The 25,488-nt window shown below is 42.1% G+C and carries 21 protein-coding genes and 1 pseudogene; 20 read left to right on the top strand and 2 right to left on the bottom strand.

Annotated features, from left to right (window positions below; genetic code table 11):
• Positions 1-2 precede the first annotated feature (2 nt).
• The 4 genes from SRA_RS09600 (at position 3) to mvk (ending at position 5,900) form a co-directional block, all read left to right on the top strand.
• The gene (locus SRA_RS09600; protein ID WP_003090327.1) at positions 3-1,466 is read left to right on the top strand and encodes a glycoside hydrolase family 1 protein; all 1,464 of its coding nucleotides are present in this window, start codon (positions 3-5) and stop codon (positions 1,464-1,466) included.
• 225 nt (positions 1,467-1,691) lie between these two features.
• Positions 1,692-2,294, top strand: coding sequence for an NADPH-dependent FMN reductase (locus tag SRA_RS09595; protein ID WP_003090326.1), 603 nt, complete (start codon positions 1,692-1,694; stop codon positions 2,292-2,294).
• A 1-nt stretch (position 2,295) separates the two neighbouring features.
• On the top strand, positions 2,296-4,710 hold the full coding sequence (locus SRA_RS09590) for a flavocytochrome c (protein WP_003090325.1): 2,415 nt from the start codon (positions 2,296-2,298) through the stop codon (positions 4,708-4,710).
• A gap of 179 nt (positions 4,711-4,889) precedes the next feature.
• Positions 4,890-5,900: a mevalonate kinase gene (gene mvk / locus SRA_RS09585; protein WP_003090324.1), complete on the top strand. Its 1,011-nt coding sequence runs from the start codon at positions 4,890-4,892 to the stop codon at positions 5,898-5,900.
• A gap of 126 nt (positions 5,901-6,026) precedes the next feature.
• On the opposite strand, the gene SRA_RS10380 is transcribed toward mvk, so the two are convergent.
• A complete protein-coding gene (locus SRA_RS10380; protein ID WP_003090323.1) occupies positions 6,027-6,179 on the bottom strand; it encodes a hypothetical protein in 153 nt (50 codons plus the stop codon).
• Positions 6,180-6,298: 119 nt separating this feature from the next.
• Here SRA_RS10380 and SRA_RS10310 point away from each other — a divergent pair.
• Together SRA_RS10310 and SRA_RS09570 are read left to right on the top strand one after the other, a co-directional pair.
• Positions 6,299-6,489 (top strand): annotated as a pseudogene (locus SRA_RS10310) (metal ABC transporter solute-binding protein, Zn/Mn family); the annotation flags it as partial.
• A gap of 451 nt (positions 6,490-6,940) precedes the next feature.
• Positions 6,941-7,591: a metal-dependent transcriptional regulator gene (locus SRA_RS09570; RefSeq protein WP_003090320.1), complete on the top strand. Its 651-nt coding sequence runs from the start codon at positions 6,941-6,943 to the stop codon at positions 7,589-7,591.
• A gap of 124 nt (positions 7,592-7,715) precedes the next feature.
• Here SRA_RS09570 and SRA_RS09565 read toward each other — a convergent pair whose 3' ends face one another.
• Positions 7,716-8,402, bottom strand: a complete 687-nt coding sequence (locus tag SRA_RS09565; protein ID WP_003090318.1) for a LexA family transcriptional regulator — start codon at positions 8,400-8,402, stop codon at positions 7,716-7,718.
• 244 nt (positions 8,403-8,646) lie between these two features.
• Here SRA_RS09565 and SRA_RS09560 point away from each other — a divergent pair, with 244 nt between their 5' ends.
• The 14 genes from SRA_RS09560 (at position 8,647) to SRA_RS09495 (ending at position 25,487) form a co-directional block, all read left to right on the top strand.
• Positions 8,647-8,913, top strand: coding sequence for an ACT domain-containing protein (locus SRA_RS09560; RefSeq protein ID WP_003090317.1), 267 nt, complete (start codon positions 8,647-8,649; stop codon positions 8,911-8,913).
• A gap of 17 nt (positions 8,914-8,930) precedes the next feature.
• The gene (locus SRA_RS09555) at positions 8,931-10,268 is read left to right on the top strand and encodes a PFL family protein (protein ID WP_003090316.1); all 1,338 of its coding nucleotides are present in this window, start codon (positions 8,931-8,933) and stop codon (positions 10,266-10,268) included.
• A 71-nt stretch (positions 10,269-10,339) separates the two neighbouring features.
• A complete protein-coding gene (locus SRA_RS09550) occupies positions 10,340-11,050 on the top strand; it encodes a histidine phosphatase family protein (protein WP_003090315.1) in 711 nt (236 codons plus the stop codon).
• Positions 11,034-11,786: a M15 family metallopeptidase gene (locus SRA_RS09545; protein WP_003090313.1), complete on the top strand. Its 753-nt coding sequence runs from the start codon at positions 11,034-11,036 to the stop codon at positions 11,784-11,786. Before SRA_RS09550 ends, SRA_RS09545 begins: the two co-directional genes overlap by 17 nt.
• 3 nt (positions 11,787-11,789) lie before the next feature.
• The gene (locus SRA_RS09540; RefSeq protein ID WP_003090312.1) at positions 11,790-12,377 is read left to right on the top strand and encodes a glycoside hydrolase family 73 protein; all 588 of its coding nucleotides are present in this window, start codon (positions 11,790-11,792) and stop codon (positions 12,375-12,377) included.
• A 302-nt stretch (positions 12,378-12,679) separates the two neighbouring features.
• Positions 12,680-16,291: a GH32 C-terminal domain-containing protein gene (locus SRA_RS09535; RefSeq protein WP_003090311.1), complete on the top strand. Its 3,612-nt coding sequence runs from the start codon at positions 12,680-12,682 to the stop codon at positions 16,289-16,291.
• 107 nt (positions 16,292-16,398) lie between these two features.
• Entirely contained in the window at positions 16,399-16,629 is a 231-nt protein-coding gene (locus tag SRA_RS10575) for a fructan hydrolase (protein WP_225310763.1), read from the top strand.
• A 761-nt stretch (positions 16,630-17,390) separates the two neighbouring features.
• A complete protein-coding gene (gene hrcA / locus SRA_RS09525; RefSeq protein WP_003090309.1) occupies positions 17,391-18,425 on the top strand; it encodes a heat-inducible transcriptional repressor HrcA in 1,035 nt (344 codons plus the stop codon).
• A 75-nt stretch (positions 18,426-18,500) separates the two neighbouring features.
• Positions 18,501-19,043 (top strand): nucleotide exchange factor GrpE, encoded by a 543-nt coding sequence (gene grpE, locus SRA_RS09520; RefSeq protein WP_003090308.1) that lies wholly within the window; start codon positions 18,501-18,503, stop codon positions 19,041-19,043.
• A gap of 401 nt (positions 19,044-19,444) precedes the next feature.
• Positions 19,445-21,277, top strand: coding sequence for a molecular chaperone DnaK (dnaK, locus tag SRA_RS09515; protein WP_003090306.1), 1,833 nt, complete (start codon positions 19,445-19,447; stop codon positions 21,275-21,277).
• Positions 21,278-21,891: 614 nt separating this feature from the next.
• Positions 21,892-23,007: a molecular chaperone DnaJ gene (gene dnaJ / locus SRA_RS09510; protein WP_003090305.1), complete on the top strand. Its 1,116-nt coding sequence runs from the start codon at positions 21,892-21,894 to the stop codon at positions 23,005-23,007.
• A 519-nt stretch (positions 23,008-23,526) separates the two neighbouring features.
• Positions 23,527-24,276 (top strand): tRNA pseudouridine(38-40) synthase TruA, encoded by a 750-nt coding sequence (gene truA, locus SRA_RS09505; protein WP_003090299.1) that lies wholly within the window; start codon positions 23,527-23,529, stop codon positions 24,274-24,276.
• Positions 24,266-25,030 carry a bifunctional hydroxymethylpyrimidine kinase/phosphomethylpyrimidine kinase gene (locus SRA_RS09500; RefSeq protein ID WP_003090298.1) on the top strand — a complete coding sequence of 255 codons (765 nt, stop codon included), beginning with the start codon at positions 24,266-24,268 and terminating at the stop codon, positions 25,028-25,030. The genes truA and SRA_RS09500 overlap by 11 nt, the downstream gene beginning before the upstream one ends.
• Positions 25,020-25,487: an ECF transporter S component gene (locus SRA_RS09495; RefSeq protein ID WP_003090297.1), complete on the top strand. Its 468-nt coding sequence runs from the start codon at positions 25,020-25,022 to the stop codon at positions 25,485-25,487. The genes SRA_RS09500 and SRA_RS09495 overlap by 11 nt, the downstream gene beginning before the upstream one ends.
• Position 25,488 lies beyond the last annotated feature (1 nt).

Raw genomic sequence — 25,488 nt, 5'->3', positions numbered from 1 at the left:
TTATGACTTATCAATTACCAGAAGAGTTCTTATGGGGCGGTGCTACGGCGGACTTTCAGTTTGAAGGCGGTTTTGGCGAAGGCGGCCGCGGGCTCTTGTCTCACGACTATGAAACAGCTGGTTCAGCAGAGCATCCTCGCCATCATACCATGGAGATGCCTGATGGCTCTATCGTCAGACCGAGAAGTTCTTTCTTCTATGCTGATCCGGTACCTCCAACAGCCAGACCGGTTTTCTTGGACGGTGAATACTATCCAAGCCACAAGGCTGTAGATTTTTACCATCATTACAAAGAAGACATCGCCTTAATGGCTGGCATGGGATTCAATGTTTTTCGGTTTTCTATTTGCTGGAGCCGTATTTTTCCTACTGGAGAAGAAGAATTTCCCAATGAGGAAGGTCTGCAGTTTTATGACCGGGTCATTGATGAAATGGCCAAGTATCAGATGGAGCCTTTGATCACGATTTGCCACGATGAGATGCCTATGAATTTAGCTTTGAAATATGATGGCTGGTCTTCCCGATACTTAATTGATGCTTATGTTAAATACTGCCGAGTGCTTTTTGAGCGTTATGGGGACCGCTGCCGCTATTGGCTAACTTTTAATGAAATCAATGCTGTGCGAGGCTTTGGTCCCTGCGGTACCAGAAATTCAACAGGCCAGGATCGTTATCAGGCAGCGCACCATATGTTTGTAGCTAGTGCCAAAGCTGTTAAGCTAGGACATGAAATGATGCCGGACAGCCAATTCGGAGCTATGTATGCCATGAGCGAACTCTACGCTGTTAGCTGCAAACCAGAGGATGTCTTCCAGCGTCTGCAAGAACGGCGTGAAAACTGGTATTTCATTGATACCATGGGTCGCGGATATTATCCTTCTTATGCCAGGGATATTTGGCGAAGACACGGCGTCAAATCTGTTCAGATGGCTAAAGGGGATGAGGTTTTTTTGCGGGAAGGTCAGCTAGATTTTATTTCCTTTAGCTACTATCGTTCCAACACGACTCAAGCAGGTGACGACTGGTTCAATGTGGGAGGATCATCTAATCCCTATTTAAAGGAGACGCCTTGGGGCTGGGCAATTGATCCTTTGGGGCTTCGCCATGTCATGAATGAGATTTATGATCGTATTCAAAAACCGCTCTTTATCGTTGAAAATGGGATAGGAGCTGTTGATCAGGCAAACGAAGAGGGCTATGTAGCAGATGATTACCGGATTGAGTATCTGAAAAATCATCTGCGTGCTATGGCAGATGCCGTTAATATTGATGGTGTTGTCTGTCTGGGTTATACGATGTGGGGTCCGATTGATCTTATTTCTCTTTCGACAGGTGAGATGAAAAAACGTTATGGCTTTATCTATGTTGATATGGATGATAAAGGACGAGGCAGTTTCAAGCGCATCCCCAAAAAGTCTTATCAGTGGATGAAAGAAATTATTGCAAGCAACGGCGGTGCTCTTTAGACGGATGCTATCTGAAAGGGCTCATTATCAACTGTAGCGAATTGCCTGATTTTAGATTTGACCCTTGAAAAATCAAGGGTCCATTTTTGATGTTCAAAGCAACAAAAGTTATGGTTTTTGGTGGCTGAGAAAAGGTTTGTGATTTTCATGTAAACGCTTGCTTTTGAAAATCAGGAGTGCTATATTTAATTTGAATAAAATAAAAATGAGAAAGAGGTGACACATATGAATTTAGTTGGTATTGTCGGAACCAATTCTGATCGTTCAACCAATCGAAAATTATTGAAATTCATGGCCAAGCACTTTGCGGACAAGGCTCATATTGAAGTTTTAGAAATCAAAGATTTACCAGCCTTCAATGAACCTGAGGACAAGACTGCTCCAGCTGTAGTGGCTGCTTTTTCTGAAAAAATTGCCGGTGCTGATGGCGTTATTATCGCAACACCCGAGTATAACCACACTATTCCGGCACCGCTGGCCAGCGCTTTAGAATGGCTTGCCTATACCAGTCGGGCCCTTGTTAACAAACCAACTATGATTGTGGGCTGTTCGCTGGGTGCTCTTGGAACATCCCGTGCTCAGGCTCATTTACGTCAAATCTTGGATGCACCTGAGCTGAAGGCGCGTGTCATGCCGGGAACCGAATTCTTCCTCGGTCACTCTGAACAAGTATTGGACGATAACTGCAACCTCAATAATCCTGAAAAAGTGACAGAGCTGGAAGACCATTTTGCAGAATTTCAAGACTTTGTGGCCATCACGCAGCAAATCGTCAAACAAGCTGACACAGACCGCAAGAGAGCATTCGCTTGGGAAGTAGGTGAATAGAATGAAATTAGTTGCTATTGTCGGAACCAATGCCAAAAAATCGTACAACCGCCTGCTGCTGCAATTCATGCAGAAGCATTTTGCCAAAAAGGCTGACATAGACATCGTGGAAATCGTTGACGTCCCCATGTTCAATGAAACAGACGATCAAACCAGCTCAGCTATTATCCAAAGCTTTAATACCAAAATTAGTGAAGCCGATGGGGTCATCATTGCAACACCTGAGCATAATCATACCATTCCATCCAGTCTAAACAGTCTCTTGGAATGGCTGTCTTTCGCTATTCACCCGCTGGATGGCAAGCCTGTGATGGTTGTAGGAGCGTCCTATGATGTGCAAGGGTCATCTAGAGCGCAGCTCCATCTGCGCCAGATTCTGGATGCTCCCGGTGTCAATGCTACTGTTATGCCGGGCAGTGAATTCTTGCTTGGCCGTGCCCATCAAGCCTTTGATGAAAATGGGGATCTAAAAGATGAGGAAACGGTGGACTTTTTGGACAGCTGTTTTTCACGCTTCCTGCGCTTTGTGGATGTAGCTAATCAGCTGAATCTGCCGGAGGAAGTTCATTTTGAACCGGGAACCTACCAAGTAACAACAGAAGGCCATAATGGCAAACTGCCAATGGCGGTTACCTTATCTGAAGAAAAAATTGAGAAAATTGATATTGACTCATCAGGTGAAACGTCTGGTATTTCCGATATCGTCTTCACCCGCATTCCTAATGAAATCATTGAAGGACAGACGCTCAACGTTGATGCTGTTTCGGGTGCTTCGGTGACCAGCAAGGGCGTTTTGGACGGAGTTGCTCGTGCGGTGAAAATGGCTGGTGCTAACCCAGATGTCTTGCGTAAGCGTCCCAAGGCTCCATCATCTCTGGATCATGAAGATAAGACCTATCACACAGATGTTGTTGTCGTAGGCGGAGGCGGAGCAGGATTGGCTGCTGCTGCTCGGGTCTTGCAAGAGGGCAAGAAGGTGATAGTGCTTGAAAAGTTTCCTGCTGTTGGCGGCAATACGGTACGTTCGGGAGGACTGTTAAATGCAGCAGACCCTGAATGGCAAAAGACTTTCCCTGCCAATCCTGGAGAAGCTCATAATCTTTCTGAGTTAATTAAAACAGATGAAGCAAGCATTGCACCAGAATATTTGGCAGATTTTCGAGAATTAAAGCGGCAGATAACCGACTACTTGAAAGATCCGACTTATTTATTTGATTCTAATATTCTCCATCGCATTCAAACCTATCTTGGCGGTAAACGGACAGATCTCAATGGTTATGAAGCTTATGGAAATTATGACCTTGTCAAAGTGTTAACAGAGAATGATCTTGATTCCGTACATTGGTTAGCAGATATTGGTGTCGACTTTGACCGTTCTGAAGTCAGCATGCCAGTAGGGGCATTATGGCGCCGTTCTCATAAGCCTAAACAGCCAATGGGCTATGCCTTTATCGCAGCTTTGGAAGCTTATATTCATAAAAACGGAGCCAGCATTTTAACCGATACTGCGGTGACAGATTTTATTTTGGAAAATGGTCTTATTAAGGGTGTGCTTGCTAAGGGGCGCAATGGGCAAGCTATTACTGTCAATGCTCAAGCCGTAATTCTAGCTTCTGGCGGTTTTGGAGCCAATACCAAGATGCTGCAGAAGTACAACACCTATTGGACAGAAATTGATGATGATATTCAAACGACCAATTCGCCAGCCATAACAGGTGATGGGATTCGTTTGGGACAAAGTGTTGGTGCTGCTCTTGTTGATATGGGCTTCACACAAATGATGCCGGTGTCTGATCCTAATACAGGCGCTATTTTCTCCGGTTTACAAGTTCCGCCGGCAAACTTTGTGATGGTCAATCAAGAAGGTAAACGTTTTGTAGATGAGTATGGCAGCCGTGATACACTTTCCAAGGCTGCGATTGATAACGGCGGTCTCTTCTACCTGATTGCCGATGAAAATATCAAAGCAACCGCTATGAATACCAGTAATGAAAAAATCGAAGAGCAGGTGGCAGCAGGAACGCTTTACCGGGCTGATACTTTGGAAGAATTGGCAGAGCAAATTGGTGTGGATCCCGCAACTTTTGTGGAAACAATTAATAAGTACAATTCCTATGTCGATGATGGGTATGATCCTGAATTTGACAAGGGAGCATTTGATCTCAAGGTTGAAAAAGCACCGTTCTATGCAACTCCGCGTAAACCGGCCACTCATCACACTATGGGCGGTCTGAAGATTGATACGCAGACGCATGTTATAAAAGAAGATGGCAGTAAGATTCCCGCACTTTATGCAGCAGGAGAAGTTTCGGGAGGGATTCACGCAGGCAATCGATTAGGCGGTAATGCCTTGGCTGATATCTTTACTTTTGGCCGTATTGCAGCTGAAACTGCTGTTAAGGAATGCTGTCAATAAAGGAAGTTCAGCAAGAAGATCAAGATTACCATTAACAGAAAAACTCCTTGATGATAAGATGTGCGCTGCCATCTCTTTCTAAGAGGAGTTTTTCCATGCTGTAGCATCAAGCACAGCTTTATTCACATCAAAAAATATTTTACATTGGGTGAGTTTAGGAAAAGTGATATAATAAGAATATGATTAACCCTCAATTAAAAGAAAAAAGAAATATTATCATTGAGAAAAAAATTGCTTTAGGGAAAGCCTCCGGGAAAATTATTTTAATGGGAGAACATGCCGTCGTTTACGGAGAACCGGCAATTGCCCTGCCTTTTTCGGCTGTGGAAACGATAGCAGAAGTTAAAGCAGAAGGCGAGGCGCTGACGGTCACCTGTGATTTTTATGACGGTCTGGTACATAAGATGCCCGAGATCCTCGAAAGCCTTAAGCATGCCATTCGTTTTTCCCTCTACCGAATCGGAGCACCGCAAGATCCGCCTATCCATATAGAGATTCGCTCTACAATTCCTGCAGAGCGCGGCATGGGTTCAAGCGCTGCAGTGGCAGTTGCTATCGCTAGAAGTCTTTTTAATTTTTATGGAAAGGATCTGAGTGATAAGGAGCTCTGGGAGATTGTTCAGTCATCGGAAAAAATTGCGCACGGCAATCCCTCTGGAATTGACACGGTCACGACCAGCGGTACAGCCCCTGTTTTTTTTGTCAAGGATCAGCCGATTGAACAGCTGACAATTGATATGGATGCTTATTTGGTCGTCGCTGACACGGGCCAGACGGGACAAACCTTAAAAGCCATCCAGTCTGTCAAGGAACTTTTAAAACAAGAAAAAAATCGTTTTAATGCTCAACTGTCAATCAAAGAATTAGGTGAGCTGTCTAGATTGGCCAAAGAGGCCCTTTTGAACAATCAAAGGCAAGAATTAGGGGAGATTATGAATGAGGCTCATCAGCTTTTGGCTTCTCTGACAGTTTCCAATGCTGCTTTGGATCGCTTGAGTCAGGTGGCGCGGCAGGCAGGTGCCTTAGGTGCGAAATTAACCGGCGGCGGCCGCGGGGGTTGTCTGATTGCCTTAGCGGAAAGTAAAAAAAGTGCCGAAACTATTGCCATTAGTCTTTTGGAAAATGGAGCCAGACAAACTTGGTGTCAATATTTAGGCAGCGTGTCGCGTCGACAGGGCAATAAAGCTTAAGGCGGTCGGCAGCAGTTAGAAGTCTCTGTTAAAACTTTTAAAGAAAATATTAAAACAAACACAATAGGCACAGCTATCAGCAGTTTAACCTGATATCGCTTGCTAAGAATAAGACAGTAAAAGTGGTTAGGAAATTACTGCGCTGTCTTGTTTTTTTATTTTGACGAATTGCAAGAATAAGTGCAAGATTTGTAAAAACTCATTCATAAATACCTCAAAAGCTGCTTTGTAAGCTAAACATTTGCATGAACGATGATTAATGGCAGCATTAGCTGCCATTAACTCCATATTGCTAGTTATCGCTAAATTCGTTTTCTTGGGGAAATAGTTCACAGTAAGCTATTGATTCTCGTTGCTTTCTCTTTGCCAGAAAAAATAGGCATCCGCAAAGTAAAAAGCAAGTTCTGGCACTTTTTGTGAAAAGCAGTGTTGATGAACGGCCAATGAAGGTTGTCTCTCAGAATACAGGCATTCCTATCACAGCTAAGCTGTTTACAGATTCAATTGTTAAAAAGAACAGGCCAGAGACAGCTACTATGCTATGATGGAGTGGAATTTAGATAAAATTACTGCAGGCCTGTCTCGGTAGACTAAGCTGCTGCCGTCTGCCATCGTCTAAGAAAGGTCTCAAAAAAACTTTGTCCTCCAGCTGAGCCTAACTGTACAAAGCTTATACTCTTCGAAGATCAAACTCAGAGCTTGCTGCCTTGATTTGATGAAGACCGTTCTATCTGCATCTGCGTCGCCTAGTCTGATTTTGATTTTCATTGAGGATTGTTTGCCATCTTAAAAAATCAAGAGACGAGAGTTTCAGTCGACAACGGTTGCTGCTACTTAAGAACCTAAAACTGTGCTGGGAAGACTAAAGCTGGCAGAGCCAGTCAGATGTATTCCAGCTGTTGCCTTTTCCCGCCGACATTCTTTTGTGGCTGATGGCAAAACCATCAGAGCTGTTTATTCCTGATCCTCATAATAAAAACTTTTATCCCCTTTTTATTAACATTTTGATATAATGAGTTTGACAAAGAAGAGGATAAACTATGACACCCAACAAAGAAGACTATCTTAAAATTATCTATGAACTCGGTGAGCACGGAGAAAAAATCAGCAATAAACATATTGCCGCCAAAATGTCAGTCTCTGCTCCGGCAGTTTCAGAAATGGTCAAAAAACTTCTGCAGGCAGGCCTGATTCTTAAGGATAAGCAAACAGGCTATCTTTTAACTAAAGAAGGGATGGCTTTGACATCAGCCCTCTACCGCAAGCATCGCTTAATTGAGGTTTTCTTGATGAATCATCTGGGCTATACAGCAGATGAAATTCATGAAGAAGCTGAGGTGCTGGAGCATACGGTGTCTGATATTTTTATTGAACGCTTGGACAAACTCCTTGATTATCCAAAAGTCTGTCCGCATGGAGGTACTATTCCTCAGTACGGAGAGCTTCTGGTTGAAAAATACCATAGGACCTTGAAGGGAACGGTCAAAAAAGGATCTTACATTTTAAAACGTGTTCAGGATAATTTTCAGCTGCTGAAATATATGGAGCAGCATTCTTTAAAGATTGGTGATGAACTAAGGCTTTTGGAGTATGATGATTTTGCCGGTGCCTATACGGTTGAAAAGAATGGCAGGCAGCTGCTGATTACCTCAGCTGTCGCTGCCCAGATTTATGTTGAAAAGAAAGCGTAAGCTAGTTGTTAGGGTGTTTAAAATAAGTAAAAGAGCAGCTTCAGCGCTGTATGTGTGATTTCACTCTGTCCGCATTATCATCTGAGAGCGGCAGTTAAAGCTGCCTTTAGTTTTCAGTAAGCCTCTAGGCTTCAAGAGGCATAAAGTTGCCGACAATCAGCCCGATAATTCGCGGATTGTCCTCGTAAGGTGCGAATTTATCGGCGTATTTTTTATTGAGAGAAACTAAGCGCAACCCCTTTTCCTCACGGTAGACTTTCTTAATATAGGTTTGACCGTTCCAATCGACTGCATAAATAGCCCCATCGTAATCAAATCCTGTCTGCTTAATAAGAGCCACCTCACCGTTAAGAAAAGTAGGTTCCATAGAGTCTCCGAAAATCCAAGCAGCAAAATCGTGGTCAATTTCCTCATCGTAAAAGACTGTATCAAAGTTGCCGTCCCCAAAATAAGAGTAACCTGTACCTGCAGATAGCTTTTCGTAAACTTTGTAGCTATAGAGTGTGTTTTCCATTGTTTGCACCGCCTTGTTTTGCTGATTCAGTAAATTCTGTGAATAGTTTAGTGTTTTCTTCCTATTGTCCTTGTTTAGCTGACTGTAAATCCGGATAATATCATAATGGGAAGAGAAATAAGCAGGGTCCACTGTTAGCAGCCGAGCCAGCTTAGCCAAATTTTTTTGATTGGGCTGGGTCTTACCTGCTTCCCAATTAAAATAAGACGGGCGGGAAATTTTCAGCTGCTCAGCTACCTGTGCCTGTGAAAGCCCAAGCTCTTCTCTTCTTTTTTTCAGTCTCTTGCCTGCAAACATATGCCTCTCCTTTGTTAGTTTATAAACTAATTATAGTTTATCATTTTTGGAGATGAAAGACAAGGAAAAGCTATTACAGTTATTACTTATAGCTAAAGTTTAGAAATTTAGTTGTTGCTGCCAATTTTTTTAGCCAGATAAGCACAGAACGAAGGAAAAACCGAACGTTAATAACCTTTTAAATATAGAATTTTCATCTTTTTTATGCTAAAATAAATAAAATATTATACATTTGGAGGCTTTTATGAAAGCGATTATTACAGTAGTTGGTAAAGACAGGACCGGAATTGTAGCAGGTGTGGCAACGAAAATTGCGGAGCTAGGACTTAATATTGATGATATCACACAGACCGTTTTAGAGGGGTATTTTACCATGATGGCAGTGGTTTCTGCTGATGAGAAAAAAGATTTTGCTCAGCTTAGAAAAGAGTTTGAAACTTTTGGTGAGACTTTAAATGTAAAAATCAATATCCAAAGCTCAGCTATTTTTGATGCTATGCACAACTTATAAGATGGGGGCTTGAGCAAATGGATATTAAACAGGTTACTGAAACCATTGCTATGATCGAAGAGCAAAATTTTGATGTTCGGACAATTACCATGGGAATTTCGCTTCTTGATTGTATTGATTCGGATATCAATAAAGCAGCTGATAAGATCTACAATAAGGTTATAGAAAAGGCCGGGAAACTGGTGGAAGTTGGAAATGAAATCTCTGCTGAGCTGGGGATTCCGATTGTCAATAAGCGCGTGTCTGTTACTCCGATCTCAATCATCGGTGCAGCCACTGATGCCAGCGACTATGTCCCTTTGGCTAAGGCTTTAGACAAGGCAGCTAAGGAAATCGGTATTGACTTTATTGGCGGTTTTTCTGCCCTGGTGCAAAAAGGCTACCAAAAGGGAGATGAGATTCTCATCAACTCTATCCCTCGTGCTCTTGCTGAGACTGACTATGTCTGCTCATCTGTCAATATCGGATCAACCAAGTCTGGTATTAATATGACAGCGGTTCGTGATATGGGGCGGATTATCAAGGAAACGTCTGCTGCTTCTGAGATGGGCCCTGCTAAACTGGTAGTCTTTGCCAATGCTGTTGAAGACAATCCCTTTATGGCAGGTGCCTTTCACGGTGTGGGTGAAGCTGATGTTGTCATCAATGTCGGAGTATCAGGTCCGGGAGTTGTTAAGCGTGCTCTGGAGAAAGTCCGCGGCCAAAGTTTTGATGTTGTCGCTGAGACGGTCAAAAAAACAGCTTTCAAGATTACCCGTATTGGACAGTTGGTAGGAACGCTGGCTAGCGAGCGTCTCGGTGTTAAATTTGGTATTGTTGATTTGTCACTGGCTCCGACTCCGGCCATCGGAGATTCGGTTGCCCGTGTTCTTGAAGAAATGGGACTGGAAGCGGTCGGGACCCATGGGACAACGGCGGCGCTGGCTCTTCTCAATGACCAGGTCAAAAAAGGCGGTGTCATGGCCTGCAATCAGGTTGGCGGTCTGTCAGGGGCTTTTATTCCGGTTTCCGAAGATGAAGGCATGATTGCCGCTGTGCAAAACGGTTCGCTCAATCTTGAAAAATTGGAAGCTATGACTGCTATCTGTTCGGTCGGCCTTGATATGATTGCCATTCCAGCTGATACACCGGATACAACGATTGCAGCTATGATTGCTGATGAGGCAGCCATAGGTGTTATCAATCAAAAAACAACGGCTGTCCGGATTATTCCTAAAGGAAAAGAAGGCGATACGATTGAATTTGGCGGTCTGCTAGGTGTCGCTCCGGTTATGCCAATTAATAAAAAGTCAGCTGCAGATTTTATTGCCCGCGGCGGTCAGATTCCTGCGCCAATACACAGTTTTAAGAATTAGGAGAGCACTTGCAAGTTTTTTGCAAGTGTTTTCATTTCATGATATAATATAGGCTAGATTAGGAGGGTAAAATGGCAAAAACAAAACTCTATATAGCTAGACATGGGAAAACAATGTTTAATACAATTGGACGTGCCCAAGGTTGGAGTGACACCCCTCTGACAAAATTCGGTGAAGAAGGGATACGAGAGCTGGGTATTGGTCTGAGAGAAGCTCAGATACCTTTTAAAGCAGCTTTCTCCAGTGACAGCGGCAGAACTATGCAGACCATGGAAATTATTCTTCGCGAGACGGGCAATGAAAGTCTGCCTTATACACGTGATAAGCGCATCCGGGAGTGGTGTTTTGGCAGTCTTGATGGCGGTTATGACGGGGATTTGTTTCAGGGAGTTTTGCCACGGACAGCAGCTTTTCATACGGGCAAGACTTTTACAGAAGTCACTTACCCTGAGCTGGCAGCCAGTCTTATTGAAGTAGATACAGCTAATTGGGCTGAGCCCTGGGAAGTGATTGAGAATCGTATTTACGGCGGCTTTGAAGCCATTGCCCGGTCTATTGAAAAATTAGGCGGTGGCAATGCTATCGTTGTCAGTCACGGCTTGACCATAGGAACTTTTGTGTGGCTGGTTGATCATGAACAAGAGAAAACTGCTATTGATAATGGCAGCGTGACGGTTGTTTCTTATGAAAATCAGAAATTTTCTATTGAAACGATTGCAGACATGGCTTACCGCCACCAAGGAAGACAAATTTTGAAAGAAGCTAATGAGAACCAAATCTAATTTACTGACTGTTTTAGTACAAATCGGAGTTGTTCTGCTCCTTATCTTTGGAATTTATCTTTTCCTGAATAAAGGCCAGCGAGGCACTCATCAGGAAACTGCAAAAAGCAAAACAGAACACACAGTTCAAAAAAAGACCTCATCTTCTCAGGCAGCGGATCTGCCAGATGTTTCGCCGGATGATTGGGAACTGGTTTTAGTTAACCGAGACCATACAAAGGCTGAGATGAATCCTGATTTAACCGATATTAACGGTATTTCAGTAGATTCTCGTATCGCAAAGAACACCCGCAGCTTTCTGGCAGCTGCTCAAAAAATTGATGCCAATGAGCACTTGATATCAGGCTACCGCAGTGTTGCTTATCAAGAAGAACTTTATAATAGCTACGTGGCTCAGGAAAAGGCAAATAATTCCAGTCTGACCCAGGGAGAAGCCGAAAAGCAGGTGCAGACCTATTCGCAGCCCCCAGGAGCCAGTGAGCATCAAACAGGCTTAGCTGTTGACATGAGTACTGTTGATAGTCTCAATCAAAGTGATTCGGATGTTGTTGCCAAGGTTGCTAAACTTGCGCCTAAGTATGGCTTCGTGCTGCGCTTTCCCAAGGGTAAAAAGAGTGCAACAGGCATTGGCTATGAGGACTGGCATTATCGCTACGTTGGCGTAAAATCTGCTAAATACATGACCAAACACAATCTAACCTTAGAAGAATATTTAAAAAAGTTAAAGGAGAAATAAGCGGTGAGAGCAAGACTCAAATTTAAGTTTTTTGTGGTAATCATTTCGCTTCTTTTTTTGGCTGTTTTCCTTCCGATTTTAGGCAGCGGAGGATTGGCGAGTGCTCAAAAGGAGACTGACAGTACCTACAGCCATAAAGAATTTATCAGAGAAATTGCTCCGACAGCGCAAAAATTATCTAAAACGTATGGGGTGAGAAGCTCGGTAATCATCGGTCAGGCAGCCTTGGATAGCAATTTTGGCCGAACTTTGCTGGCTAGTAAGTATCACAATCTTTTCAGCATTAAAGCCAGATCCGGTCAGAGAGGTGTTCGCCTGAAAAGCCGGGAATACAAAAACGGCCGCTGGCATCAGGTTACCAACCGCTATCTTGTTTATAAGTCTTGGGAAGATTCTTTGTATGATTATCTGGCACTCCTGCGTCAGGACAAGGTATGGGATAAGGCGCTCTATACCACAATGACAACCTCCAGCGGTTACAAAACAGTTGCCAGAGCTCTGCAGGCTGCTGGTTTTAACAGCGATCCCAACTATGCTGATAAATTAATTACTATAATAGAAGAAAACAACTTAACAGATTATGACCGATAAGACTAGGATTAGTCCAAGTATGTGCGCAGTGCTCGTGCGGGACATCCTGGTTTTTTGTTGCCTTAATGACAATGACTTCTGTCATATTAAGAAAATGACAATTGCAAGATGGAAAACAGAGGTTAATTTGCTATACTTAACTTAAGATAGCGCTTACAAGATTTTGAGCTTTTGAAAACCAAAGTGTAGTAAACTTAAAAGTTTGAAAGAAATGAGGTGTTAAAAAATCAATTAGCAAATAACCCAATGCCGATTGTAAAAATTGTTTTGCTAGTCTCATAGGTTTAAAGAGGAGAGTAAAAATGAAAAATGAAACAGTTTGTAAAAATTGGTTTATGCACAAAAATGGTAAAAAATGGGTCTTTGGTTGCTTGGTATTTTGTGCTTTTAGTCTTTCAACTGCTGTATCTGTATCAGCCGATGAAGTATCACCAGCCCCAGTAGCTCCTATAACAACGGAGGTGTCTACAGGAGATGTTAATCAGGCCTTGCCTCAAGCTCAAGAAGCTCCTGCAACAGAAGCTAATCAAGATAAAGCGGTTGCTCCTAATGATGTAACACCTAAGGAAGAACCAACACCTCAAGCAACGTCATCGGCTGATAATGAAGTTGTTTCTTCTGAGCAGGGTGATACAGTAGCTAATAACAATGGTACGGTAGCTGATAACAATAATGTAGCAGCTAATCAAGTTGAAGAGAACTCTGCCGCTCCAAAAGATTCTTTCAAGGCAAAAATGGAACCGGTTTCGCAATCAACTCCTGCTGACTCTGGAGATAAAATTGAAGCAGGTGCTCAACCAGCATCAGCTGTTAAAAAGGAAGAGAATAATTCTGTGACCAACTTAAAAGATGTGACACATGATACCAATGGAATTTGGGAAGTAGGAGAAGATGGCATCTATTCTAATGCTGTTAGTAAAGGTGATTCTTTCTTCTACTCTCAATCAAGTGGTAAAAATTTTGTCTATGCGACGGATGTTACTTTTAATCAAAACAATGGTGCAGCTGCCCTTATTTTTAGAGCTAACAACGATAGCGACAACAAAAATATGTATGCAGTCAATGTGGATATAGGTGGACATAAAGCGAAATTCTGGCGTTGGGTTGACAATAAAGATATTCAATTAATTGATGAACGCGACGTGGTACCGACAGCTGATAATCGCTATACTCTTAAGGTTGTGACGGTTAATAACTGGATTTCTTATTATGTCAATGATGTTTTAATGGCTAGCACAGGAGACTACGTCCTTCAAAAAGCTGATAAGGGACAAAACACTGTTATTCCTGAAGGACACTTTGGTCTCTTGAATTGGAATGGTGATGTGGTCTTCCAAAATACAAAATTTGCCTTACTGGACAATGCAAGCCTTCCATTGATTGACAATATAGCGGTAACATCTGATAAAGGCAGTGTCGAAAAACAAGGTCAATTCTTCTCTGAAGAACCCCTTCATATCCAGTATGTCAGCAACGCTGCTTCTCAAGTAGGATTGGCTATTACTAAACATAATCCTGCAGCTGCTATTACAGTAGAAGATGCAGCAGGTCATACTTACACGGATCTTTCTCAGCTTCCAGTCAATGTAGGTGTCAACTATTTCACTGTCAAGAGCACAATTACAGATCCATTTGGTCGTACAGTAACTCTGACTTATCGTATTAATATTCATCGCCGACAAAATGACGACGTTTATTATAACGAACTTTACCGTGATCAATATCACTATTCTGTAAAAGATGGCTGGGCTAATGACCCTAATGGTATGGTTTATTATAAAGGTGTTTACCATCTTTTCTATCAATTTTATGATGATACAAAGTGGGGTCCAATGCATTGGGCTCATGCGACTAGTACAGATTTGATTCATTGGAAGGAAGAACCGATTGCCTTTTATCCGGATTCAAATGGGTACATGTTCTCTGGTTGTGTAGTGATTGATGAACACAATAGCTCAGGTCTTTTCAAGACTGATAAGGGCGGTTTAGTTGCCATCATCACTGCTAATGGCAATGGCCAACGCATGAAATTAGCTTATAGTGAAGATGAAGGTAAAACTTGGCAAAAATATGATAAGATTGTCGCCGATTGGTCGAATGACCCCTTGCAAAGTCAAGATTTCCGTGATCCAAAAGTCTTCCGCTGGAATAACCAATGGTTTATGGTGCTGGCAGGTGGTCCGCTTCGTATTTATTCTTCTTCCAATTTAAAAGACTGGAAAGTGGAATCTACCTATCCTGATCTTCATACGGAATGTCCAGATATGTATCCGATTGTTGCCAATGATGGTGTATTAAAATGGGTGCTGTCTCGCGGTGGACGCTTCTATAAGGTTGGTGACTTTAAACAAGTGGATGGTAAATGGACTTTTGTGCCAGATGCTGCTTACAAAGACAAAGATCAGGTCATGAATTTCGGTAAAGATTCTTATGCGGCTATGACCTACTATATACAAAATTTTGGTACAGAAACGCATCCAACCATTCCTAAATTAACAGAGATTAATTGGATGAATACATGGGAAGATTACTGCAACCTTGTCGCTGATAAAGTTGGTCAAGATTTCAATGGAACTTTCAACCTGAATCTAGAACTTGGACTTGTTAAAGAAAACGGTCAATATGTTTTAACGCAGACTCCAGTGAAAGCTTATGAAAATCTTCGTCAAGCAGATACTGCTCTGCATTTTAAAGATGTAACAGTAGATGCCAATAACACCCTTTTAAAGGACTTCAAGGGAGATAGTTATGAAATTGTGTCTCATTTCCGTCCAGATGCAAACACCACAAAAGTAGGTTTTAATCTTCGTGTTGGTAATGGGCAGGCGACGAAAGTTATTTATGATTTGCAGACAGAGACACTATCCATTGATCGTAGCCAATCTGGTATTATTTTGTCTAATGCCTTTGCGAAGGTCAATAGCCAACATGTGACCAAAAATGCGGATGGGTCAATCGACTTGCATCTCTATGTTGATCGTGCTAGTGTTGAAATCTTTGCTAAAGGTAATACAGTGACTGGTGCCAACCAAATTTTCCCTAGTCCAGAGGCTGTCGGAGCCAGCGTCATTGTAGAAGGAGGCAAAGCTCAAGCAGATATTTCTGTTTATCAAATGCAAACAACTTGGACTGATAGAAAAGAAGTTACGAAACCAGTTGCTATGAATACTAGCACTGCAACGGATATTGCCCTCGAAGTTGGTCAAAGTCAAGACTTACAAGTCTACCTAGCACCAGCAAGTGTTAATCAAGATGTAGAGTGGACTGTCAGTGATCCAAGCCTTGTCAATACCAGTCAAACGGGCAATGTTTTCCACGTAACAGCTGTGAAAAAGGGAAGTCTTACCATCACAGCCACCTCTAAGGAAAATCCAAGTCTCAGTAAGACATTTACAATCGGTATTACCTTGAATAATTTCAATACCAACCTTAACGGTTTGAAATCTGTTGCTGGTAAATGGTATATTGATGATCAAACGCTCTATGATAGTAATACTAGCAGCAATGACTATTATATGGCTACTCAAAAGCCTGGTTTCAAGGAATATGATTACGATATTGATTTCAACTATCAACGTGGTCTAGTTAATCTTTTTGTTGCTTCTGAAAATGTAGAGCCTAATCAGGCTTATTCCCTACAATTTGGAGACAGTGAAACTGTTCGACTTTATCATTTTGCGGGTGACACTATTGCAGAAGCTAAGATGGGCAAACGCATCAATGATGGTCAGTATCACCATGTAAAAGTCACAAAAACAGAAAATAGTATCATCGTATTTGTAGATGGCCAAGAGGTAATGAATCACAGTTTTGATAAGGTAGAACCATACTTTAATGATGCTTATGTAGGTCTCGGCTTATGGGATGGAGCTGTTGAGTTCCAAAACTTCCTTGTAACAGAACCGCAAGGCTGAGCCACAGCCAGATGCACAAGCAGACTTAGATAAGGAAAAAGAGTTGATTGATCCTGCAACTGGCGTCCACGTCATCCTTCAAAGAAGAAAGTCTTCCATTTACAATTGTGAGTTTAACCGACAACCATGGCAAGCAACAAAACTATGTTCGCTTTACAGCAGAACACTTTAGTGAATACAGCTTGGTCTATCAAGCAGACAATCAAATGAATCCTCAAAATGAGAAGGAGGAAAACGATATTTCTTATTCACCAAACTCAAAACAAGAATTAAAAAACATGTCTATTTCACAAAAACCTAATCAAAATGTATCGGATGTCAAGACGTTTGAGAAATAGCTATTCAAAAAGCAGGTTTTTCGCCTGTAGCTATGCTAGCAAATACTGGTGAGCATAAGACAAATTTAAGTCAAGTAGGATTATTGGCGATGCTTGGTGCCTTTCTTGTAGAAACAGTAGGCTATTTCAAAAAACACAATTCTTAATTCGTTCATTTTAAGACAATGGAACTCTAGATTACCAAAATCTAGAGTTTTCCTTTTTAAGAAGCCGTAGTATCTCGGCATAAAGAAAAAGTCGTTTTATTCATTAATTAGTTTAAACATTTGTCTCTTTTAATGTTTACGCTACCATAGAAAGCCTGAGTATCATCAAACAAGCAGATGTTCATTTGTCTCTTAATGACGATGTTGATAATGATTATGATGAGGTAAAAAGAACAAGTTCGAAATTAATTGGTGGTCAGAAAACGAATTAAAAATGTTCCTATATTGCTGATATCCATTGGAATGGAGAGAAGGAGCTTAGTACTTATTTTGCAGCTAATAAAACCAGTTTAAAACTTGCTTTGCCCAATAATCAAATTCATGTTAAGACGAGCGATAATAGTTGTTTACAGGCGAATTTAACTAATTTAGAAAGCTGGTAATAATAAAACTAGATCTTAAGATGTATTTTTTAGCACTCAAGTAAAAAGAGTGCTAAAAAATGATGTTTTTTCCTTGACAGAAATTATGAAAGGGGTATAATGGAATCATGAAGTTAGCAGTCGGTTGTTAAGAGTGCTAATTTTATTAAGCAGAGATTGGAGGTCAGCTTAGATGATTACCCAACGTCAAAAAGATATTCTCAATTTGATTGTTGAGATTTTTACTAAGACACATGAACCCATCGGTTCTAAAACGCTCCAAAATTCGATTGCTTCAAGCAGTGCAACCATCAGAAATGATATGGCAGCCTTGGAGAAAATGGGGCTTTTGGAAAAAGCGCATACCTCCAGTGGCCGTCTGCCCAGCCAAGAAGGTTTTCGCTACTTTGTGGAACACTCTTTAAATCCGGATAATCTGGATGAACAGGATGCTTATCAAGTTATTAAGGCTTTTGATTTTGAGGTCTTTCGTTTAGATGACCTTTTGCAAAAAGCTAGCGATGTTCTGGCGGAGCTGACAGGCTATGCGTCACTTATTATGGATGTGGAGCCCAAGAGGCAGTGTTTGACCGCCTTTGATATTGTTAAGCTCAGCAATCACGATGCCTTGGCAGTGTTAACGTTGGATGAGGCCAGTCCTATAACGGTGCAGTTTGCCATCCCTAAGAACTTTTTGGACAGTGACTTACTTACTGTAGTAACAATTGTTCGGGAACGTCTCTTGAATCAAACGGTGCTGGATATCCATTACCGTTTACGAACAGAACTTCCGCAGATTATTCAAAAGTATTTTCCGCGGACAGATAATGTTTTGGATTTATTTGATCATATTTTCAAGCAAATTTTTCAAGAGAAAGTCTTCGTCGCTGGTAAAATTAAAACACTGGAATTTGCAGGACTTGAAACCTACCAATTTCTGGATAATCCACAGTCTGCTGCTTTGGAGATTCGTGAAACTATCCCAGAAGATGAAACTTATCGGGTGCAAATTGCTGAAAGCCGCGAGAAAAGTTTATCAGAGCTGACGGTCATCAGTCAGAAATTTCTGATTCCTTACAGAGGATTTGGCATTTTGACAGTGATTGGTCCGGTAGATTTGGATTATCGGCGAACGGTCAGTCTGATTACTATTATCAGCCGTATTTTAGCTATTAAGCTTGGTGATTTTTACCGCTATCTCAATAGCAATCACTATGAAGTTCATTAAGCTGATAAGACTGTCAGCCCTTACCAGTTTAAGCAGAAATTGTTTCATAAAAATAAAAAGGAAAGAGGTGCTACCTTGTCGGAAAAAAAGACTAAAGAAGAAATCAAGGAAGAAGGAGAGGCTGTCAAAGAGCAGGAAGAAACGGAAACTGCCAAAGCAGCAGCTGAAGAAACGCCTGCAAACAAAGAGCTGCAGGAAGCGCTTGAGCGAGCAGAAGATTTTGAAAATAAATACCTGCGTGCTCATGCTGAAATGCAAAATGTTCAGCGCCGTGCCAATGAAGAGCGTCAGAGCTTGCAAAGGTATCGCTCACAGGACTTGGCAAAGAAAATTCTCCCGAGTCTTGATAACCTAGAAAGAGCCTTGGCTGTAGAGGGCTTGACAGATGATGTCAAAAAAGGGATCGAAATGGTTCAGGAAAGTCTTGTCCAGGCTCTTAAAGAAGAGGGAGTTGAAGAAGTTGAACTGGAAAACTTTGATCCCAATCTTCACATGGCAGTACAAACTCTTGAAGCAGACGAAGAACACCCTGCAGATTCGATTGCACAGGTCTTGCAAAAGGGTTACAAACTCCATGAACGTTTGCTAAGACCGGCTATGGTGGTGGTGTATAACTAGTCAATAATGATGGACATTAAAATGTCTCATCATTATACGGCAACCGCTATGGCGGATTGCCTAGACTCCTTACGTTACGGGCTCGTTAGCAAAATAATATCGATTTTGCTAACTCACGTCGTAACAAAGCACAGAACAAACCAAGTAACAACAGGAATTGGTGGGTCCGAAACGACGGTAAACTAGAAAATGGCTATAGCATGCAAGCTGAAAGCTTGCCCAAAACGATATTTTCCGCTGTGGTAAGAGTAACGGTAGCTTGTGCTACTGTTACGATGGAGCTTTTGAAACCTTGGGTTCAAAAGTCAGGAATGGAACTCCGAAAAGAAGTCGCTTCCGTCCTCGCCACCTAAGGGAAATATCAAAAAACAAAAAAGAATTATAAAAAAGAGGTATAACACATGTCTAAAATTATTGGTATTGACTTAGGTACAACTAATTCAGCAGTCGCAGTTCTTGAGGGAACTGAAAGCAAAATTATTGCAAACCCAGAAGGCAACCGTACAACACCTTCAGTAGTATCATTCAAAAATGGTGAAATTGTTGTTGGTGATGCTGCTAAACGTCAGGCGGTAACTAATCCAGAAACAATTCTTTCCATCAAATCAAAAATGGGAACTTCTGAAAAAGTTGCAGCTAATGGTAAAGAGTATACACCGCAAGAAATTTCAGCAATGATTCTTCAATATCTTAAAGGTTATGCGGAAGATTACCTGGGTGAAAAAGTTGAAAAGGCAGTTATTACTGTTCCTGCTTACTTCAACGATGCCCAACGTCAGGCAACTAAAGACGCTGGTAAAATTGCCGGTCTTGAAGTAGAACGTATCGTCAACGAACCAACAGCGGCAGCCCTTGCTTACGGTCTTGATAAAACTGAAAAAGATGAAAAAATCTTGGTCTTTGACCTTGGCGGCGGAACCTTTGACGTATCCATCCTTGAATTAGGTGACGGGGTCTTTGATGTTCTGGCAACTGCTGGTGACAACAAACTCGGCGGTGATAACTTTGACCAAAAAGTCATTGACTGGCTGGTAGAAGACTTCAAAAAAGAAAACGGCATTGACTTGTCAACTGATAAGATGGCTCTGCAGCGTTTGAAAGATGCTGCTGAAAAAGCTAAGAAAGACCTTTCAGGTGTGACATCAACACAAATCAGCTTGCCTTTCATTACTGCTGGTGAAGCTGGCCCTCTTCACTTGGAAACAAGTCTTTCCCGTGCTAAGTTTGATGATTTGACACGCGATCTCGTTGAGCGTACTAAGACTCCTGTTCGTCAAGCTCTTTCTGATGCTGGTTTGAGCTTGTCAGAAATTGACGAAGTTATCCTTGTCGGCGGTTCAACCCGTATTCCAGCTGTCGTAGAAGCTGTTAAGGCTGAAACTGGTAAAGAACCAAATAAATCAGTAAACCCTGATGAAGTTGTTGCCATGGGTGCGGCTATCCAAGGCGGTGTCATCACTGGTGATGTCAAAGACGTTGTTCTGCTTGATGTGACACCATTGTCACTGGGTATTGAAACCATGGGTGGGGTCTTCACCAAACTCATCGATCGCAACACAACTATCCCAACTTCTAAATCACAAGTCTTCTCAACAGCTGCAGACAATCAACCAGCCGTTGATATCCATGTGCTCCAAGGTGAACGCCCAATGGCAGCGGACAATAAAACTCTTGGCCGTTTCCAATTGACTGACATTCCAGCTGCACCTCGTGGTGTACCACAAATTGAAGTTACTTTCGATATCGACAAGAACGGTATTGTTTCTGTAAAAGCCAAAGATTTGGGTACTCAAAAAGAACAGCATATTGTGATTAAATCTAATGACGGCCTTTCCGAAGAAGAAATCGACCGTATGATGAAAGATGCTGAAGCAAATGCCGAAGCTGATGCAAAACGTAAAGAAGAAGTTGACCTTAAGAACGAAGTGGATCAAGCTATCTTTGCAACCGAAAAGACTATCAAAGAAACTGAAGGTAAAGGCTTCGATACTGAACGTGATGCGGCTCAGGCAGCTCTTGATGATTTGAAGAAAGCACAAGAATCAGATAATATTGATGATATGAAGGCTAAGCTTGAAGCACTTAATGAAAAAGCACAAGCTCTTGCTATGAAACTTTATGAACAAGCAGCAGCTCAGCAGCAAGCTCAAGCCGGTCAAGAAGGTGCTCAATCATCTGACTCATCAGATAAGGGCGGCGACGATGTTGTAGATGGAGAGTTTACGGAAAAATAAGATGTGAGAGCGTTAAAAGAACGACAGAAAAATAGGAACTTGACACTGAATGCTTGCATTCAAGGAAAGTTATCTTTTTTCCGAAGTTCTTAGCTTGAACTCAGTTTTCGCCTTCCCGAGCCCAGAACCCAGAAATTTGGGAGAGGCTGGGGAAGTCTCAATCGTGCTGTTTTACAGAAACAACAAATATCAGACCAATCACAGAGGTTGAATCCCAGCCTCTGTTTTTGGCTAAAAAGCGACGGCAATAGCGACCGAAGATCGCGAACAAGGACAAGTCCGCTGTGGCGAAAGTCAGATAACTGTAAGTTATCTGGCAGGGGAACAGTGTGACTTTAGGCTCAATGTTAAGTCATGAGACACTATAAGCGGCTGCTGATACCCATGCCGCTTAAGGAACTTGTCCAAAGAAAAAGAATATTTTTACAGAAAGGACAGTGTTCGTAACTGAACACGGGCTACTTTCTGCATTTCAAGGAAAGGAATACAAGTTCGGTTATTCGAACGCAGGCTAAAAACCTAGTGAAAAAGAGAAAGCACCTCTAGTGTGTTTACACACTGTATCGGTTTCCTATTTTCATACGGTTTTCTTAACGCCTTTTGTATCATAAATTATGAACAATACAGAATATTATGATCGTCTGGGGGTAACTAAAGATGCCTCCCAAGATGAAATTAAAAAAGCATATCGTAAGATGTCAAAAAAATACCATCCCGATATTAATAAAGATCCTGGGGCCGAAGAAAAATACAAAGAGATTCAAGAAGCCTATGAAACACTGGGTGATGAGCAAAAACGTGCTGCTTATGATCAATACGGTTCGGCAGGAACCGATGGTGGCTTTGGCGGTTTTGACAGCTCAGGTTTTGGCGGTTTTGAGGATATCTTCTCAAGTTTCTTCGGCGGCGGAGCTTCCAGAAATCCCAATGCTCCCCGTCAGGGTGATGATCTTCAGTATCGTGTCAATCTTCAATTTGAAGAAGCTGTTTTTGGTACGGAAAAAGAGGTTCATTATAACCGTGAAGCAACTTGTCACACATGTAAGGGCTCAGGAGCCAAACCTGGTACCAGTCCTATTACCTGCGGTAAGTGCCATGGTTCAGGTGTGATCAATGTAGATACTCAGACGCCGCTTGGCATGATGCGCCGCCAAGTGACTTGTGATGTCTGTCACGGCAGTGGTAAGGAAATCAAGGAGCCTTGTCAAACTTGTCATGGAACAGGCCATGAAAAGCAAAGCCATAAGGTTTCTGTTAAAATCCCTGCCGGTGTAGAAACCGGTCAGCAAATCCGTTTGGCAGGACAAGGGGAAGCCGGCTTTAACGGCGGGCCTTATGGGGATCTATTTGTTATCATCAATGTTCTTAAGAGCGACAAATTTGAACGTGATGGATCGACCATCTACTACAGCCTGAACATCAACTTTGTTCAGGCAGCTCTTGGAGATACCGTTGAGGTACCGACTGTTCATGGCAATGTTGAACTGGCCATTCCTGCCGGAACCCAGACAGGCAAGACCTTCCGTCTTAAGGGTAAAGGAGCACCGCGTTTGCGCGGCAATGGACAGGGAGATCAGCATGTGACAGTCAAGGTTGTTACACCGACAAAACTAAACGATGCCCAAAAAGAGGCCCTGCAGGCTTTTGCTAAGGCCAGCGGCATTGATCCCGTTCATCCTAAGAAAAAAGGCTTCTTTAATAAGGTAAAAGATGCTTTTGATGAGATGTGAAACAGCTAAAAGGGAGTGGGATCAACCCAAAAAATTGAAAATTTTGGTTCTCACCGCTCCCTAATTTCTGAGCGGTGACCTGAAACGGTCTCTCTCCAGACCGTTTCACTCCCACCCCCGCACAATTGAATCGGTCAGCTCAAGGGCGTAAAACGCGAACGAAACTGCCATTCAACAGTGGTTCATCGGCACTAAAGTGCCTAATGGACTGTGCAGGGGAAACTCTAGGTTAGCTAAAGCTGACAGAGTTTCTCCCAACCACTGCCTTATGATGTTAAAACGAACTCTAATTGATGAGGTTGGACTTTTGGCCCAACCTCTTTTTTCGTAGCCGTAAACTTTTTGTTATTTAGTTTTTTTAAATGCTTGACGCTGTTTTAACAACGGTGGTCAAGACTAATTTGTAATTGCTGTGGTTAAGCTGGGATTTTTGGCAATCTTTAAGAGTTTTAAACTGTCCCCATACAGATGGGAGGTTCTTATCTTGTTCCCCGGCTGTTAGCATGCTATAATGCATTTATGGTACGATATAAAGCAATTATTTCCTATGATGGCACAGATTTTTCCGGCTTTCAGCGGCAGACAAACGCAAGAACTGTTCAGGAAGAAATTGAGAAGACGCTTTTTAGATTGAACAGCGGTACATTTGTTAAGATTCACGGTGCAGGCCGGACAGATGCAGGAGTTCATGCTTATGGTCAGGTTATTCACTTTGACCTAGATGAAGAGCGTGATTTAGAAAGACTGCGTTTTGGTTTGGATACGCAGACACCGGACGATATTGATGTTATCAGGGTTGATAAAGTTTCTGAAAATTTTCATGCAAGGTATTGCAAGCATAGTAAAACTTACGAGTTTCTAGTTGATTTGGGGCGACCTAAAAATCCTCTCATGCGCCATTATGCGACGCATTTTCCCTATGTGGTTGATGTCACTGCCATTGAAGCAGCGATAAAAAAACTGCGGGGAACCCATGACTTTACAGGGTTTACGGCTTCTGGGACAAGTGTTGACAACAAAATCAGAACCATCAGCCGTGCAGATGTTGCTTTTGATGGGGAGAATCAATTGCTGATTTTTACCTTTACAGGAAATGGTTTTTTGTATAAGCAGGTCCGAAATATGGTCGGAACCCTGTTGAAAATTGGCAATGGCCGAATGCCGGTTGAACAGATTGACCGCATTTTGGAGTTAAAAGACCGCCATTTAGCAGGTCCGACAGCTGCAGGCAATGGGCTTTATCTTAAGGAGATTATTTATGACAAGTAAATATATTTTAGCGATTTCAGGTAATGATATTTTTAGCGGCGGCGGTTTGTCTGCCGATCTGGCAACCTATACAGTTAATGGCCTTAAGGGTTTTGTAGCAGTTACCTGTCTTACTGCTGTGACAGAAAAAGGATTTGAAGTATTCCCTGTAGACGGCGATATTTTTAGCCATCAGTTAGACAGTTTGGTAGATATTGATTTTTCTGCCATAAAACTGGGGCTTCTTCCCAATGTGGAAATAGCTGAAGAAGCCTTAACTTTCATTAAAAAGCAAAAAGGGATTCCCGTAGTTTTAGATCCGGTTCTTGTTTGCAAGGAAAATCACGATCTGGAAGTCAGTGCACTGCGAGATGAGCTGATTCGGTTTTTCCCTTATGTCACTATTATTACTCCCAATTTGACAGAAGCGCAGCTATTGACCCAAAAAACCATAAAAACTTTAGAGGATATGAAGGAAGCGGCTCAGATGCTGCATAGGATGGGCGCTCAAAATGTGGTTATCAAGGGCGGCAATCGTTTCCGCAAAGATCAAGCTCTGGATGTCTTTTATGATGGGCAGCATTTTCAAATGCTGGACTATCCTGTCCTAGAAAAAAATAACACGGGGGCAGGCTGTACTTTTGCGTCGAGCATTGCCAGTCAATTGGTGCTTGGCAAGACTGTCCAAGAGGCTGTTAGGGAAGCTAAAGCCTTTGTCTATCATGCGATTGAACATTCAGATGACTATGGAGTAAAACAAAATTATGAAAGATAAGAAGGTGCAGCGTCTAAGTCTGCTTGCGGTTTTAACAGCTCTGAGTCTTGTCTTTGGTCTGTTTTTAAAGATTCCGACACCGACAGGCTTTTTAACTTTTTTAGATGTTGGTATTTATTTCACAGCCTTTTATTTAGGAAGCAAAGAAGGAGCTGCTGTTGGCGGTCTATCCGCATTTTTGCTTGATTTGACTGCTGGCTATCCTAACTGGATGCTCATCAGTCTTTTGGCGCACGGAGGACAGGGATATTTTGCCGGCTGGACTGGTAGAAAACGCTGTTTAGGACTCGTTTTAGCCTCTTTGACCATGGTTGGACTTTACTTTTTGTTTTCTATTCTTTTTTACGGTCTGGGAGCTTCGCTGGCCGGTATTTGGGGCAATGTGCTGCAAAATTTTTTTGGCATGCTGATTGGTTACCTTACCTGTCTAACCTTTAAACGTTTAAGAAGGAGATAAG

The organism is Streptococcus ratti FA-1 = DSM 20564 (assembly GCF_000286075.1).
Lineage (GTDB): Bacteria > Bacillota > Bacilli > Lactobacillales > Streptococcaceae > Streptococcus > Streptococcus ratti.
Note: the sequence above shows the minus strand (reverse complement) of the source record. Positions and strands in the feature narration are given on the sequence as shown.